Annotated in this window: 12 protein-coding genes; 4 read left to right on the forward strand and 8 right to left on the reverse strand. The window is 37.8% G+C overall.

The window, feature by feature from the left end; translation table 11 throughout:
• Positions 1-15 precede the first annotated feature (15 nt).
• Positions 16-576, reverse strand: a complete 561-nt coding sequence (locus tag B1A98_RS13140; protein ID WP_082821633.1) for a nucleotidyltransferase family protein — start codon at positions 574-576, stop codon at positions 16-18.
• Positions 577-985: 409 nt separating this feature from the next.
• On the opposite strand from B1A98_RS13140, the gene B1A98_RS13145 reads away from it, so the two are divergent.
• The 4 genes from B1A98_RS13145 to B1A98_RS13160 all read left to right on the forward strand — a co-directional run bounded on the left by B1A98_RS13145 (position 986) and on the right by B1A98_RS13160 (position 5,403).
• Positions 986-1,690, forward strand: a complete 705-nt coding sequence (locus B1A98_RS13145) for a response regulator transcription factor (RefSeq protein ID WP_063383860.1) — start codon at positions 986-988, stop codon at positions 1,688-1,690.
• Positions 1,687-2,688, forward strand: a complete 1,002-nt coding sequence (locus B1A98_RS13150) for a sensor histidine kinase (RefSeq protein ID WP_063383859.1) — start codon at positions 1,687-1,689, stop codon at positions 2,686-2,688. Before B1A98_RS13145 ends, B1A98_RS13150 begins: the two co-directional genes overlap by 4 nt.
• Positions 2,689-2,771: 83 nt before the next feature.
• The gene (locus B1A98_RS13155; RefSeq protein ID WP_063383858.1) at positions 2,772-3,536 is read left to right on the forward strand and encodes an ABC transporter ATP-binding protein; all 765 of its coding nucleotides are present in this window, start codon (positions 2,772-2,774) and stop codon (positions 3,534-3,536) included.
• Positions 3,511-5,403: an ABC transporter permease gene (locus B1A98_RS13160; RefSeq protein ID WP_063383857.1), complete on the forward strand. Its 1,893-nt coding sequence runs from the start codon at positions 3,511-3,513 to the stop codon at positions 5,401-5,403. Before B1A98_RS13155 ends, B1A98_RS13160 begins: the two co-directional genes overlap by 26 nt.
• 377 nt (positions 5,404-5,780) lie before the next feature.
• Here the strand turns inward: B1A98_RS13160 and B1A98_RS13165 are convergent, their stop codons facing one another.
• From B1A98_RS13165 to B1A98_RS13195, 7 genes are all read right to left on the reverse strand, one after another.
• Positions 5,781-6,275 (reverse strand): hypothetical protein, encoded by a 495-nt coding sequence (locus tag B1A98_RS13165; protein WP_063383856.1) that lies wholly within the window; start codon positions 6,273-6,275, stop codon positions 5,781-5,783.
• Between the two features lie 499 nt (positions 6,276-6,774).
• A complete protein-coding gene (locus tag B1A98_RS13170) occupies positions 6,775-6,993 on the reverse strand; it encodes a YdbC family protein (RefSeq protein ID WP_063383855.1) in 219 nt (72 codons plus the stop codon).
• A gap of 44 nt (positions 6,994-7,037) precedes the next feature.
• Positions 7,038-10,007 (reverse strand): type I restriction endonuclease subunit R, encoded by a 2,970-nt coding sequence (locus B1A98_RS13175; protein ID WP_063383854.1) that lies wholly within the window; start codon positions 10,005-10,007, stop codon positions 7,038-7,040.
• A complete protein-coding gene (locus B1A98_RS13180; protein ID WP_082821632.1) occupies positions 10,007-11,383 on the reverse strand; it encodes a restriction endonuclease subunit S in 1,377 nt (458 codons plus the stop codon). The genes B1A98_RS13175 and B1A98_RS13180 overlap by 1 nt, the downstream gene beginning before the upstream one ends.
• Positions 11,380-13,515 (reverse strand): type I restriction-modification system subunit M, encoded by a 2,136-nt coding sequence (locus B1A98_RS13185; RefSeq protein WP_063383853.1) that lies wholly within the window; start codon positions 13,513-13,515, stop codon positions 11,380-11,382. Before B1A98_RS13185 ends, B1A98_RS13180 begins: the two co-directional genes overlap by 4 nt.
• A gap of 205 nt (positions 13,516-13,720) precedes the next feature.
• A complete protein-coding gene (locus B1A98_RS13190; protein ID WP_063383852.1) occupies positions 13,721-14,302 on the reverse strand; it encodes a hypothetical protein in 582 nt (193 codons plus the stop codon).
• Positions 14,303-14,413: 111 nt separating this feature from the next.
• Complete coding sequence (locus B1A98_RS13195; protein ID WP_063383851.1) at positions 14,414-15,019, reverse strand: recombinase family protein; 606 nt, start codon at positions 15,017-15,019, stop codon at positions 14,414-14,416.
• Positions 15,020-15,299 lie beyond the last annotated feature (280 nt).

The raw sequence follows: 15,299 nt of genomic DNA on the forward strand, positions 1-15,299 counted from the left end.
TATGACACGCTTGATTCAATCATCATAAACAGTTAAATTCTCCCACGTTGATCGCCAATCCTTTTTAAGGATGCGCTGCTTGTAAATGTCCATTCGTTCCTTGTTCTTAAAAAAAGGAGTGGGCTTCACCTTTAAATGGATGGCATCGCTAATTCCATAGGGAGCTGTTAACAGTATGTTGTTTGCCTCATCCAATTTCACGCCTAAAGCCGTGGCCGTTTCCGGAAATTTAGAAATAGCGTCAACTGCGGAAGAATAAGCAGGCATCTGGCTTTTGACGTGCATTCTAGCTTCGTTCTTTACGGACCACGGAATATCGGGAAGAAGGCAATTAAGTCTTTCTTCAAACTTCTTTTCCTCCAGTTTATCCATCGTTGCCGGATCAAAATAAATGACATCGACATCTGGAATAGCAGTTCTTTCAGTGAAATGATGGAGGGTATCCCAGATCTTTGAACGAACAAATCCGGCGCATATCCACCAATCAGGCAAATCCAGCGTTTTTGCGGCTGTTAATATTTCCATCATCCATGGGTCTCTTCTAATCATCGAAATAACTGTTTCTTCATCCATCATGGCCACACCACTCCTTAAACGATATATTCCAGCATTTATTCTGTTATCCTGACGGTTTATCCTTCACCTTTATTTCAGGAAAAACGGCGGCACAATTTCCCCATGATCATCCCCCTGCATCTCCGTGATCCTTAGCGGCTTATCCAGCTGAAGCCTGCCTCATTTGATGATCAGCGAGAAACCTTCGCCCTTCATTCAAATGCATTGCTTTTATTCCAAACTACTTCCAGCCTGCTCAGTTTCTATTTGTTCGATCCACTCGCCTTTGACCTACCTCTTCTCCTCTTACATTCGATGCTTCTTTGTGTACAAAAGCTTCATGTTATAATCAATCTTGACAACAACTGGGAAAATGAAAACATTCGCCGCGTATAGAAGAAACAGACCGGTTGATGAAGGAGAGAATGGAATGGAAACCATTTTGATTATAGAGGATGACCCTAAAATTGCACATCATTTAAAAACCTTTATTGAAAAATACGGACTTCAAGCCGTCATCGCAAACGACTTTGACCGCATTATCGAACAGTTTCATAAAGAAAAACCCGATCTCGTCTTACTGGATATTAATTTGCCTAAATTCGATGGCTATTATTGGTGCCGGCAGATCCGGCTCGTGTCTATTTGTCCAATCATTTTCATCTCGGCACGAACAGGAGAAATGGATCAGGTCATGGCTTTAGAAAATGGGGGCGATGATTTCATTACTAAGCCATTTCATGCGGATATCGTCATGGCTAAGATCCGCAGCCAGCTGCGCCGGGCTTACGGCGCCTATTCCGCTAAACATCAGGAACAGATATTGGAATTAAAAGGGCTAAGCCTTTATCCCGAGAGGCTTGAATTGCATTTTGCCGGTCAGGAGCTTCGCCTGACGAAAAAAGAAACAGATATTCTTGAACACTTGATCGACCGTTATCCGCGGGTAGCAGGGAGAGAGGATTTACTGGAGAGGTTATGGGATGACCAGGCATGGGTGGATGAAAACACATTAAACGTGAATATCACACGGGTGCGCAAAAAACTGCAAGAGCTTGGAATTGAACAGGCAATCGAAACTGTACGCGGCACCGGCTACCTGTTGAACGTCACATGGAGGTCTGGAAAAGAATGAAGCTGTTTTTTCGCGAACACTTACTATTAATCACGCTCCAGCTCATCCAATTTTCTAGCATCTCCCTTATTTTGTGGCTAGATGGCTATCATCATTTTTCTGCTTTACTGTATGCCCTTTTTTTAAGCCTGTTTTTCCTGGTGCTTTATCTATTCTATCAAGCTATAACCCGCCACCTGTTTTATAAAAAGCTGCAAAACGGCCTTTCCTCTCCTGATGAAGCCTTGGAAAAAACCGGATCTTCTCCTGCAGCGCTGGCATTAGATACCCTGTTGAAATCACAGTATCAGCTTTATATGGCAACTTTACAGCAAGCTGAAAAGCGGCAGGAGGAACAGCTTGAATTTATGGACCGCTGGGTACATCAAATGAAAACGCCGCTTTCTGTTATTGAACTGACCGCCCAAAATCTTGATGAGCCTGACTCTTCAAATATCCGGGAAGAAACAGAGAGAATGCGCCACAGTCTGAATACGGTTCTTTATAATGCACGCTTGCGGACAATTAATCAAGACTTTCAAATCAAGCCGGTGGCACTTGCACAGACCGTACAGGCCGTCAACTCAGAAAACAAGCGCTTCTATATTCGGAACCGTGTCTATCCCCGATTCAGGGAGCAACGGCCCGGCATCATGGTGGAGTCTGATGAGAAGTGGCTGGTTTTTATCCTTGAACAGCTTGTGCAAAACGCCGTCAAGTATTCATCCGGGAAAAGCTCCTCTGTTGAAATTTCTCTTTATGAAAGAGAGGGGGCAGCCATACTTGAAATACAAGATTGGGGCATTGGCATTCCGCCGGAGGATCGAAAGCGGATTTTCCATAAATTTTTTACCGGTGCGAACGGGCGCAAATACAGAGAATCAACTGGAATGGGGCTGTATCTTGTACATGAGGTATGCCATTATCTCGGACACAGGCTGGAAGTAGAATCGGAAGTCGGAAAAGGATCGATGTTCCGACTCGTGTTTCCTCTTTCGCAAAACCTTACATCGATGTAAGAAAAGTGAAAGAAAAGTCTATAGCACGCCTTTGGCACTATGCGCTACACTGGCATCAATACAAACGAGAGAGGAGAAAGCATATGCTTGAAGTGAAAAGAGTCGGAAAGGTTTATGAAGGGAAAGTAGCTTACCGCGCTCTGACTGATATTGATTTGTCTATAGAGGATGGAGAATTTGTCGCCATTATGGGCCCCTCCGGAAGCGGAAAAACAACATTATTAAATATGGTGGCAACGATTGATGAGCCAACAACCGGAGAAATCACCATTGGCGGGCAAAATCCGCACCGGTTAAAGAAAAATGATCTGGCGAAGTTCCGGCGGCGTGAGCTTGGCTTTGTATTTCAAGATTTTAACCTCCTTCATACGTTAACAGTGGAAGAGAATATCGTCCTTCCCCTTACGCTCGATGGAAAAAATGTGAAAGAAATGAAAGAAAAAGCAAGAGCTGTAGCTGAGAAGCTGGGCATTGCAGGCATTATGAGCAAACGCACCTTCGAGATTTCAGGAGGACAAGCGCAGCGGGCAGCTGTTGCCCGGGCTATTATCCATCATCCAAAGCTTTTACTTGCCGATGAACCGACAGGAAACCTCGATTCCAAGTCATCTAAAGATGTGATGGAGCTGCTCGCCGCATTAAATAAAAACGACAAGATGACGACGCTTCTTGTTACGCATGAAGCACAGGCGGCAAGCTATGCGGACCGCGTAGTTTTCATCCGTGACGGCAAGCTTTATTCTGAGATTTATCGCGGAGACAGCCAAAAAGGCTTTTTCCAGCAAATCATTGATACACTTTCCTTGCTGGGGGGGAACGATCATGACTTTTCGTCAGTTCGCCTTTAACAATGTCTTCCGCAATAAGCGTCTTTACGCTGCTTATTTTCTAAGCAGTCTGTTCACGGTTATGGTGTTCTTTACCTTTGCCATTTTTGCTTTTCACCCGTCGTTTCAGAATAGTGACATGAATAAACATGTAATGTTTGGTCTAACTGTAGCCGGCGGAATTATCTATGTCTTTTCCTTCTTTTTCGTTTTATATTCAATGAGTGCTTTTTTGCAATCACGAAAAAAGGAATTTGGGTTACTGATGATACAGGGCATGAGCACCCAGCAAATCCGGTTGATGGTGTTCATGGAAAACATGGTGATCGGGCTATTCGCTACGATCAGCGGCATTTTGCTCGGGCTGGTCTTCGCTAAGCTCATTCTTCTTCTGGCTGAAAATGTTCTTATTTTTGAAGAGAGTCTTCATTTTTACTGGCCGCTTTCAGCCGTGCTTATTACGTTTGTTTCATTTATCCTGTTATTTTTATTTATCTCATTGTTTGTCTCCTTCATTTTACGCACACGCAAGCTGGTGGACTTGATTAAAGGAGATAAGAAGCCGAAAGATGAACCGAAAGCTTCAATGCTTCTGTCTATCCTGGCTGTGCTTTTACTGCTGGGCGGATATGGGACAGCACTTTATGTTAAAGGGATGAGCGTCATCGTTGCCATGGTGCCCGTTATCGTGGTCGTTATTATCGGGACTTATCTGTTATTCAGCCAATTAAATGTCTTTATCATTCGCCGTTTAAAGCGCAATGAGTCCCTTTTCTGGCGCAACACGAATATGATCTTATTTTCAGACTTGGCTTTCCGGATGAAGGATAATGCCCGTTCCTTTTTCATGGTAGCTATTATTTCAACAGTTGCTTTCAGTGCAATCGGCGCCTTGTATGGAACACATTCATATTTGACAAAGGCTATCGTTCAGGCCAATCCGTTTACGTACAGTTATCACCCTTATGATCAGACAGAAAACATTCAAAAAAACGTACAATATGCGAAAAATACCATTGCTCAAAATGGAATTGATGCAAAGCAGCTGGACATGACAGAGATGTACCTTCCTTTTGCTGACAAGCCTGACGGCATTCTCGTTCTCAACGCCAAAGACTACAACAAGGCGGCCAAACTCCTTGGCAAAAAGCAGCTGGATCTTCAAGCTGGAGAAGCGGTAATCGCTAAACAAAGCATAGCAAACCTTGATCAAAATGATCATGCGGATAAATGGCTGCAGCAATCCATCGCACTCACTGATGGAAAAGCCGTTAAGCCAAGCCGCCAGGTGGAAGCTGATGCCTATCCAAACGTTGACAGCTACATGATTGTCGCCGAAGAAACATACAAGAAGCTGCCGAAGCCGCTAAAAGTAAAACATCATTTTGTCTGGATTGCATCGGAAAAGAATAAACCGGAGCAGCTGCGCAAAACTGGAGAACTTTTGCAGGAACACTATGAACCAGGGGCTTTCTTTTCCACAGATTTCGTTCTTTATGAAATTGAAAAAGGATACGGTCCTATTCTCTTTATTGGACTATTTATTGGCATTGTCTTTTTCGTATCAGCCGGAAGCTTTCTGTATTTCCGCCTTTTCACTGACCTGTCTGAAGATAAAACAAAGTTCCAAGCGATCGCCAAAATGGGCTTAACCGTGCCAGAAATGAAGAAAATCGTCAATCGCCAGACGGCCTTGCTTTTCTTCGCACCGATGGCCGTAGCCCTTATTCACGGCGCCGTTGCCCTGACCTCCCTCTCAAGGATGTTCAGTTATAATCTAGTCAGAGAATCGGCTATGGTGCTGACAAGCTTTCTTGTGATCCAAATCATCTATTATCTTATCGTCCGCTTTTTTTACGTCAAACAAATTAAAGAAGTCATCGAATAATCCCGCACAGGAGCAGCTACTGGGCTGCTCCTGTCTGCGGGATTTTTCAGTTTGTTTGTTGTTACTCAGCGACCTTAAATTGTTCTAATAGTTAATCGCTAAAGAACTAGATAGTGCCTTTACACATGGGTATAGATTACTTTAAGGACGAAGGGCTAGTATAGACTGCCCCTCCCACTTAATACATATCTTCCTCATTTAACATCGTTATTTCCTCAGTAGATAGCTGTTTCCTTCCCAAATGTCTCACAGCTAATACTTTTAAAGCTTAATGCGTTCTCCATTGTCTATTTCCTCCATGGCTTTTAATAATGGATCAGCTGGCATTTTAGGCACAACTATGATACCCCAAAAGAGATTTTAAAAAATCATAATTACTATATATACTCAAGAAAATGTTTTTCTATTGTTTCAAAAACCAAAATTTCAGGATGCTTATAAGGTTTTCGTTTTAAATATTCGTCTGCCACCATCATACTTTCCCAATATTGTTTCATTAGATCTTCTTTAGAAGGGAGTCCTTTAGTAAAGTAACCTTCTTCACCAGTCTCCCCTTTCATATACTCATCTTCTACATAAGCAAATAAATCACTTGATATTTCTCGATTAAAAACTAAAACCTTTTTAGTAACCATCGGGAACTTTAGATAATGTTTGGAGATAGGGTCAAAGTCAGCACCAAATGCCATACTAAAGTCAATCCATTGTTCGGCATTTGAAGGTCTGGTGAGAGTCGTTAACTCTGGAAACAAACGACCGCCATTCGAATAAAATCTTGCTGCTGTATTCTTGCTCAACCCTTTATTTAAAGCTATTTGCGGATCTGCATATCTATCATCATCTTGTTCAAATACTATGTGGTATAAATACACACCTATCCCTCTCTACAATAGAATGATGTTCAAGCTATCTCTAACTAATTATAAGTTTAATATTAAGATAATTGAAGTTCATAGTTTCGATGAAGAAAATAACCCGTTATATTTATGAGCATTTAACGATCATTAAATAGGCGCACGACCATTTAATGTAGGATCGTACGCAAAAAAGACGCCTACTAACGATAGTAAGCGTCTTTCAATGCCGTTATATCAACGTTATAGATACCGGTGGTCAGGGTCGAAATAACGGTCAAACCCTAGATTTATCAATACTTTGTGATGGTCATGTGTAAAATTTGTGTAAAATCAACTTTTCTACTAAAACTGCTTTCTGATAAGCTATTAAATTGAATAGGTTCGATTATTTCACTCCATAATAAGCATGCCTGCCTAAAAATAAAAAAACGCACCCATTCCTTTAGTTGACTATTAAATAGTCCTGACTATCGGAATAGGTGCTTTTATTTTACAACCTCAAAAGCGATTACATTTACTCAATGCTATCTAATAAACTTTTTAAACTTGCTACTTCCTCTTTTGATAAAGTTACGCCTTTTCCCATTTTTTCATGATTATCTGACCATTCACGAAGGTCATACTTTGGTTCACGACCGTTCCAACTAATTAGGTTAAGTTCTTTTTTCCAACCCTTTGCAGATTCTGAAAGAATACCAATGGTTTCAACAATTTCAAATTTAATGTCTGCCACGAAATTTCACCCTTTACTCAATAATTGAAATCACACCCTGATGGTTATTCTATCTCAGGATTCCCCGTAAATACTTCACCGTCTGTATTGTAGGTAACATTAAACACCATATCTGAGAGCCACTTCTTAAACGAGTCATTATCGTTATATTGCTTAAAGATTTCCATGTTATCTGACATTAGATTTATTACAGCTTTATTTAATGCTTTTTGACTTTCTATTTTGGCATTTTGTTTGTCAGAGTTTTTCATGGCATTTTGATAATCTTTATCCTTTGCTACAACTTCAGGAATGGATGCAATATGCTTTTTAACTTGGTCTTCGTCCTTCCAGGGTACATTTCCAAAAAGGTCATGGAAACTTGATAATATATTACTAAGTAAATCAAGTTCTGGATCAGCCTTTCCACCACCAGCAGTTGTTGGAACAGGGTCTATTTCGTAATACGGTGAATCTTCTAATACAATAGACATTTTTGTTTGAGCCTCAGCTCTATAACTATCCAAATCGATTGCTTCAAGAATACCTTTTGATAAGTCCTCTTCCTTCGGTGCAGGAAGTTTTGGTATCAAGAGATTTAAGAATATAGATAGTTTTTCCCACTCAGCATTACCATAAGGCAATATTGATGCTAAAAAACCGTAAGTTCGTGTAAATGCTTTTGCCTTACTCTTAAAATCTACTTGTTCATCCTCATCTAACTCATCTTCATAGTTTTTAGCACAAACATCCAATATAGGGTCTAGCTTATCTCGTTCAGCTCCATTGAGATACAGTTCCACCATCGTGTCTATATGATAATCAGTAAACACATGATACCCTCTAATATCGCTTTCTAAATCATTAAGTTTATCTGGGTCTGTTTCATCAGAAAGAACGGTAGTCTTATAATATTTTGAAAAGGCTTCTTTTATAATGTCTGTTTCATTAGCGAAGTCTAAAACAAAGGTATCATATTTTTGTGGATGTGCTCTATTCAATCTCGATAAAGTCTGAACCGCCTTAATATCTGTTAATACTTTATCCACATACATTGTATGGAGAAGTGGTTCATCATAGCCCGTTTGAAACTTATTGGCAACGACCAAAATTCTATAAGGGTCTTTTTTGAATTTCTTCTCAATTTCATTGCTAGGGAATCCATTAATAGAACTCTCAGTTAGTTTTTTACCTCCAAATTCCTTTTCCCCAGAAAATGCAACAATAGCTTTAAATTGACTCTTTCTCTTTTCTAAATAGGCTGAAATCGAATAATAATATTGTATTGCCCTCTCAATGCTACTTGTAACAACCATTGCACGCGCTTGACCACCAATTTTGCCCTTTGCAAAAACTTGGTCGTGGAAATGATCAACCATGATTTCTGATTTCAATTCAATTGCCTTTTCGTTCGACTCTACATATTTTCTCAACTTTTTCTGAGCCTTTTTCTTATCGAACATAGGGTCATCTTCTACTATTTTAGCAATCTTATAGTAACTCTTAATCGGTGTATAATCTTTAAGGACATCAATGATAAACCCTTCTTGAGTTGCTTGCTTCATAGTGTAAATGTGGAACGGTCTGTGTTTTATCTTGCCATCAGCTGGATAAGGAACACCAAACATTTCTAATGTTTTATTTTTAGGTGTGGCAGTAAATGCAAAATAACTCGCATTCGTGAGCATCTTTCTACCCTCTAAGATTTTTACTATCTTATCCTCGATAGTTTCCTCATCGCTATCCTCATATTTATCAGATAAAGCCATATTCATCTTCGCAGACATATTACCACTTTGGCTCGAGTGAGCTTCGTCAATGATAATGGCAAAGTTATTTTTTCTATGCTGATTTCCAATATCCTCAAGGATGAAAGGGAATTTATGAACAATTGTAATGATTATTTTCTTCCCATCTTGAAGAAGCCTTTTAAGATCTCCAGAGCTTTCAGCATGACCTACTGTGTTAGACACTTGCATAAAACTTTTAATCGTATTCTTAATCTGCTTATCTAGATTAATCCTATCGGTAACGACAATAACAGAATCAAAAATGTTTTTTCCACCTTTAGTTAGAGAAACAAGCTGATGAGCAAGCCATGCAATAGAGTTTGATTTCCCACTACCTGCACTGTGTTGGATAAGGTACTTTTGACCAGCACCTTTTTCGCTAGCATCGGCTAAAATAGACTCTACCCCTGAAAGCTGATGATAACGAGGGAAAATTTGTGTCTTTTTTACCTTCTTCGTTTCATTGTCTTTCTCTTCGACTATTTGTGCATAGTTTTCTATTATATTAGCCAGCTCATCTTTTACTAATATCTTCTTCCAAAGATAGTCCGTTTTTATTCCATCTGGATTAGGAGGATTTCCAGCTCCATCGTTATAGCCTTTGTTAAACGGAAGGAACCAAGACTTTTTGCCATCAAGTTTTGTGCACATCTTAACTTCATTATCATCTACCGCAAAGTGAACCATGCATCTACTAAAATTAAAAAGTAGTTCTCTAGGGTCTCGGTCTGTTTTGTATTGGTATACTGCATCATCAACATTTTGTTTAGTTAATCTATTTTTCAACTCACAAGTAATGATTGGCAGACCGTTAATGAAAATAACAAAATCAAGAGCAAGCTTTGTATTATCTCTTGAATACATCAGTTGTCTTGTTACACTGAATATATTTTTGTTATACAACTCTTTCGCATTGGCATTTTTCTGAGATGGTGTAAGATAAAATAAATCAAGTGTGACAGGATAAACTTTAATACCCCTTCTCAAAACATCAATGATACCATTTTTAGTAATTTCTCCTTGTAAACGATTTAAAAACTTAGTCTTGTTTACATTACTTTTAAATACTCCTAATTTTTCAAGTTGTTCTGATTGAGTATCCTGTAAAAACTTGAATAAACGAGTTTCATCTATTGCATAATCTTTGTTGTAGTCACTGTTTGTCCCTTGCTCATACCCATTATGATTAACAAGATGTTCTACAATGAGCGTTTCAAGTCCTGATTCTTTGGTGTTTGATGGCATTACACCTCACACTCCTCGCTATCTACAACTTCTCTATCATCAATCAAATCTTCTTCATCGTTATCATCAATCTCTACATCTTCTAAAATCCCCTTAAACTGAATGTCTCTTACATCTATCTTGCCCGTAACAACATCGGAAATAAGACGATTACGGTATTCTTCTATTAATTCTATCTGCCTTTGAGTAGTAGATATTATATTATCAATAATTGAGATATTCTCTTTAATATAATTAACTATATTGATTTGTTCTTCTATAGGAGGCTGCGGTACTTTTGCTCGTAAAAATACATCTGTTGTGATGACTTTTCGTAAACCAGTGTAAAGTGGTTTCAAGGCTTTTCTCTGGTCTAATGATAGGTAATAATAATATAAATATTCTCTGTTTATATTTTTTATCTTAAATACATTGTAAGCACCCGTTATCATTCCGTGTAAATCCGACAAACCCACAGTACGTGGAGTTTCATCGATATCAAAAAGACAGAACACAATATCATTAATTCGCACCGTTTGGTATGATGAAAAATCTGTAGGAAACTTCCCCTTTCCGTTCTCCATATCTCGAGAAATTATACCATTTGTTGTCAGGGATAAAAGAGTGTATTCATGATGCTTATCCCCTACAGTTTCTTTTCTTAACCCTAGGAGATTTTTGTTTCGAGTTACTTCCCAATGCTCCGGAATATCTCCAACCCAGTTTATTCTGCTGGACTTCATTTTCACATTCGGATTTATCCCTTTTGTTACCGCCTCATTTATAACTACTTGCTTTTTTTCTTTCAATTTAATAATTAAGTTTTTCTTTGCCTTAATAAACTTACTTATCATTGCAAGCTGAAAGTCTAAATATTTTACAATTTGATTTTGCTCTTCAAGAGGTGGGATTAATGATGGTATTTGTTTAAATTCATCCCAATATAACCTGTTACGGTCTGCTACGATCCCATGTGAATATTTATTTACCTCATCCATATAAATTTGAGTTCGAAACAGGTATGAATAATAGCGACTATCCACTTCTAGCAATGGACTCGCAACTACATATGCTGGACTAACCAACCCATCGACAGGAGCAACTCCGACGGCTCCTTGCCACATCCTCATCATGTTGTATGCAATATCTCCCTTGGCCACACGCTTATATTTTTCACGGTCACTCAAAACTTGTTTTCGCTTCGAATCTTCAAAATTCCTCACACGAACTCCTGTTTTTAGAGACACCTCTAAAATTGGTAAATCAGGAAATCCTGTCTGATTGCGTTGGAAGAAGATTCGTCCATTCCTAAGTACTTTCCAGTGTTCAGGAATATTTCCAAAACAAATATAACCAGAATCTTTATACTTTAAATAAGAGGAAAAGTTCTCTATCATGACTCTCTCCTCCCAATTATCTGCTCTAATAACCCTTCAGTTTCGATCTCAAGTTCATAAATATCTGCTTTAATTTCTTCAAGTGTACGAAGTTGCACTGGTTTGTAAAAATATCTTGAAAAGTTAATCTCATAACCTATCAGTGTTTTACTTTCGTCAATCCATGCATCTGGCGCAAAAGATAATACTTCATCTATAAAGAATTGCTCAATACCACCTTTATGAAGTAAAAGTATTTGCTCTGTGTCTCTCAAATTGCTATCAGCTTCATATTCCACAATATATTGTTTACCATCAATAGTTGTATTGAATAAACCGTATAGAGGATTTGCTTCTACTTTCCCATGCTTGTGTACTTTTTTGATTACCTTTTCTGCATTTTCATCAATTTGAGCAAGACAATTTTTTATCAAGTTTAACCTTTTAGCCGGGAGTTTTATATTTAATTCCGCTGCTATCTTATTTAATTCTTTTACGAACAAGTTAAAGTCATTAATCGTTGTGTATTGGAATTTTTCAGCTACTGTATAAATAACCGGTACTAAAGCTTGTTCTTTTTGCTGTTCACAGACCTTTACAAAGTCCTCTAAATTTTCTTTTGTTAGATTTATACTTAAACGCAGTGGTCTTTCAACTGTAATCTTATAATAGCCAAATTCTTCGTTATCAAATATCTTAGACTGTTTATTTTGTTCAAAATTAATGAGCATATCCGAAATCTGTTTTCGAATTTCAGGCGTAAATTCACAGTTCTTGTTACCTAAATTCTTCCTCAGAGGACTCTTAAGATTTGTTGCATCAATTAATTGAACCTTACCTCTTCTATGCGATGCTTTTCTATTAGTGACTATCCAGATATAAGTTGCAATGCCTGTATTGTAAAACATATTTTCAGGTAATGCGATAATTGCTTCAAGCCAATCGTTTTCAATAATATATCTTCTAAGATTACTTTCACCTTGACCTGCGTCGCCTGTAAATAATGAGGAACCGTTATGAACTTCTACAATCCGACTGCCAAGTTCTGTATCATGTTTCATTTTGCTTATTTTGTTTGCCAAGAATAACATCTGTCCATCGCTCGAGCGTGGAATCATCTTAAATTCCGGTTCTCTAGCATGAGAAACAATAAATCGAGTATCATTGATACCTGATTTTCCCCCGAGACGCTCTAAGTCTGTTTTCCAGCTCTTACCGTATGGTGGGTTTGATAACATAAAATCAAAATTATAAGTTGGGAATCCATCATTAGATAGTGTAGAACCATAGGCTACTTGGTCATCCTGTATAGCCTCACCCTTTATGAGCATATCAGCTTTAGTTATCGCATACGTCTCCGGGTTAATCTCTTGTCCATATAAATAAGTTGTAATGCTTTTGTTATGCTCCTTAGCCAATTGATGTAACCGTTCATCTGCAATAGTTAACATGCCACCCGTTCCACAAGCTCCATCGTATACAAGATACGGTGCATCTTTAATTTTATCTGCAACTGGTAAGAACGTAATATCTGCCATTAGCTCAACTACATCACGTGGTGTAAAGTGCTCTCCTGCTTCTTCATTATTTTCTTCGTTAAATTTACGGATTAGTTCCTCAAAGATTACTCCCATCGTATGATTATCAAGCCCTGGCATTTGTATGTCACCGTTATCGTCTAAGATCGAGTTAGGACTCAGGTTTATCTTAGGACTTACAAACTTCTCAATAACAGCACCCAAAATGTCAGCTTCAACCATCGTGTCGATTTGGTTTCTAAATTTAAACTTTTCAAGAATTTCCTGCACATTTGGTGAGAAGCCATCCAAATATGCTATGAAATCAGCCTTAAGTTGTTGCTGTTTAGCTCGCGACTTAAGGTCTTTTAGAGTGAAAGGTGAAGAATTACAAAATGCTTGTCCTGCTACATTACAAAGTGCAGCTGTTTGATTTACAACTTCTGCTTTATCCAATGCATCTTTCATCTGTAATACTGCCTCTTTTGTAGGCTCAAGGACTGCATCAAGACGACGAATTACTGTCATCGGTAAAATAACATCTCTATATTTACCCCGTACATAAACATCACGAAGGCAATCATCTGCAATACTCCATATAAAACTTACGATTTGATTATGTGTTTGACTGTTCACATTTCGTTCCTCCAATATATATAGATACGTAATTTAATAGTATCATATCGTCGCTTACTTGTAAGTTTTAGGGATGTTTTTACCATTACTTTTACAGTGGAGATTGTATTATATGTATATAAAAAAAGCACCTTACTTTTCAGACGATGATGAATAATCATCGTCTGAAAAGTAAGGTGCTAATTTCTGATTTCAGGTTAATTTCTTAACTTATCCTCACTACCTCCCCATTGAAAACGTTTATGCTAATATTAAAGAAATCTCCAGAACCATTATCACCTCTTACTGTATAAGCATAAAGATATCCTTGGTTTGCCATAAATATTTCCTGCTCTATGTATTCCTTAATAATTAACTCTCTATTATCTTCATCAGCTACATCTTCTCTAAAAGACATTGCATCAGAAAAAATGTCTTTTGGAACACAGAGATAATTTTTTGTAGAAACAACGTTTTCATATGTAGACACTTCATACTCACATTGTATTTCAGTTTGTTTATTAAGCATTATATAAGATTCCAAAACATGATAGACTAAAAGGCCTTTCTTACTTAAATCCCGTATTATCTCTTTGTCTGTTTCAGAAATGCCCTTTTGAGTAATTGATAGTGGATTTTTGCAATTTGTCTTTAACACCTTTCCTACTTCGAACGATTCTATTATACTTACTTTCACACCAATCGTTTTCATTAAATCCTTTGCTAGTTTCTGGCTTCTTGATAAGAATGGTAGGATATAGTTACCCCTATTCCAGAGTCTTAAGTCTTTCCCTTTGTCATTTGCCATTACATGCGTCTCCTTTAAAAATCATCAAAAATACCGTTGCTCTTTTAAGTGAACTATAAAGCCAGATCACCAAGTTTAATACTGTCCTTTTTATTAATAACTGCTGAAACCCTATAATGATTCTTCATATTCCCTAACTTTTTTATAGAAGGTAGCCTTTTTCATATCCACTAATTCCATGAACTCTACTGCTCTAATCTCTCGAGACTTCCACTGCATATAATATTTAGCCCATTCTTTTGGGAGTTTTAATACTGGCCTACCTAAATGTTTTCCCTTCGCTTTAGCCGCTGCAATTCCTTCAGATTGACGTTGAAGTAAGGTTTCCCTTTCTTGTTGAGCTAAAGTTGTATAGACTTCAATGAGAATAGAATTAACCATATCTAATACCCATTCTTGACCTTCTGGATGGTCTTGCATGGTTGTAGGCATATCTAAAATTTTCACCCTAATACCATTCTTCTTAAATACTTCTAAATAATCTTTAATTTGAGCTTTATTCCGACCTAATCGGTCAATTGATTTAATATAAAGCGTGTCACCAGTTCGCATAGCTTTAAGCATATTTTGGAACCCTTCCCGTTCCATATCTTTTCCACTTGCTTTATCACTGTAAATGTATTTTTCGGCAGTCACATAAGATCTTAATGCTTCAAGCTGCCTATCCAAATTCTGCTCTTTTGTCGATACCCTAATATAACCGAATGAAATATGCAAAACATTACCCCCTAACTAATAAAGTTGTTGTATGTTACCGTTATTGTACGAAAAGGTCAATTACTTTTTAGACGTTTATAAAGGTTTATTTTATAAATAAATAGACCACCTATAATAGCAAATACAGAACGGTCATAAAGGAGTAGCTTTATAGACTTGATAGTCCTTGGAGTTAGTATAGTTTCATGGACACAGTTTAATTAAGTCCTTACAATTATTTTGAGAGGATGTGTCCGAAATGGAACGTAAGCCTGCAGGCAAAAAATATAATGATGACTTT

The sequence above is a fragment of the Pseudobacillus badius genome, assembly GCF_002189605.1.
Lineage (GTDB): Bacteria > Bacillota > Bacilli > Bacillales > Domibacillaceae > Pseudobacillus > Pseudobacillus badius.

Coding starts and splice junctions, on each gene's coding strand:
- B1A98_RS13140 (WP_082821633.1), bottom strand. CDS start 576: ATGATGGATGAAGAAACAGTTATTTCGATGATTAGAAGAGACCCATGG.
- B1A98_RS13145 (WP_063383860.1), top strand. CDS start 986: ATGGAAACCATTTTGATTATAGAGGATGACCCTAAAATTGCACATCAT.
- B1A98_RS13150 (WP_063383859.1), top strand. CDS start 1,687: ATGAAGCTGTTTTTTCGCGAACACTTACTATTAATCACGCTCCAGCTC.
- B1A98_RS13155 (WP_063383858.1), top strand. CDS start 2,772: ATGCTTGAAGTGAAAAGAGTCGGAAAGGTTTATGAAGGGAAAGTAGCT.
- B1A98_RS13160 (WP_063383857.1), top strand. CDS start 3,511: ATGACTTTTCGTCAGTTCGCCTTTAACAATGTCTTCCGCAATAAGCGT.
- B1A98_RS13175 (WP_063383854.1), bottom strand. CDS start 10,007: ATGCCATCAAACACCAAAGAATCAGGACTTGAAACGCTCATTGTAGAA.
- B1A98_RS13180 (WP_082821632.1), bottom strand. CDS start 11,383: ATGATAGAGAACTTTTCCTCTTATTTAAAGTATAAAGATTCTGGTTAT.
- B1A98_RS13190 (WP_063383852.1), bottom strand. CDS start 14,302: ATGGCAAATGACAAAGGGAAAGACTTAAGACTCTGGAATAGGGGTAAC.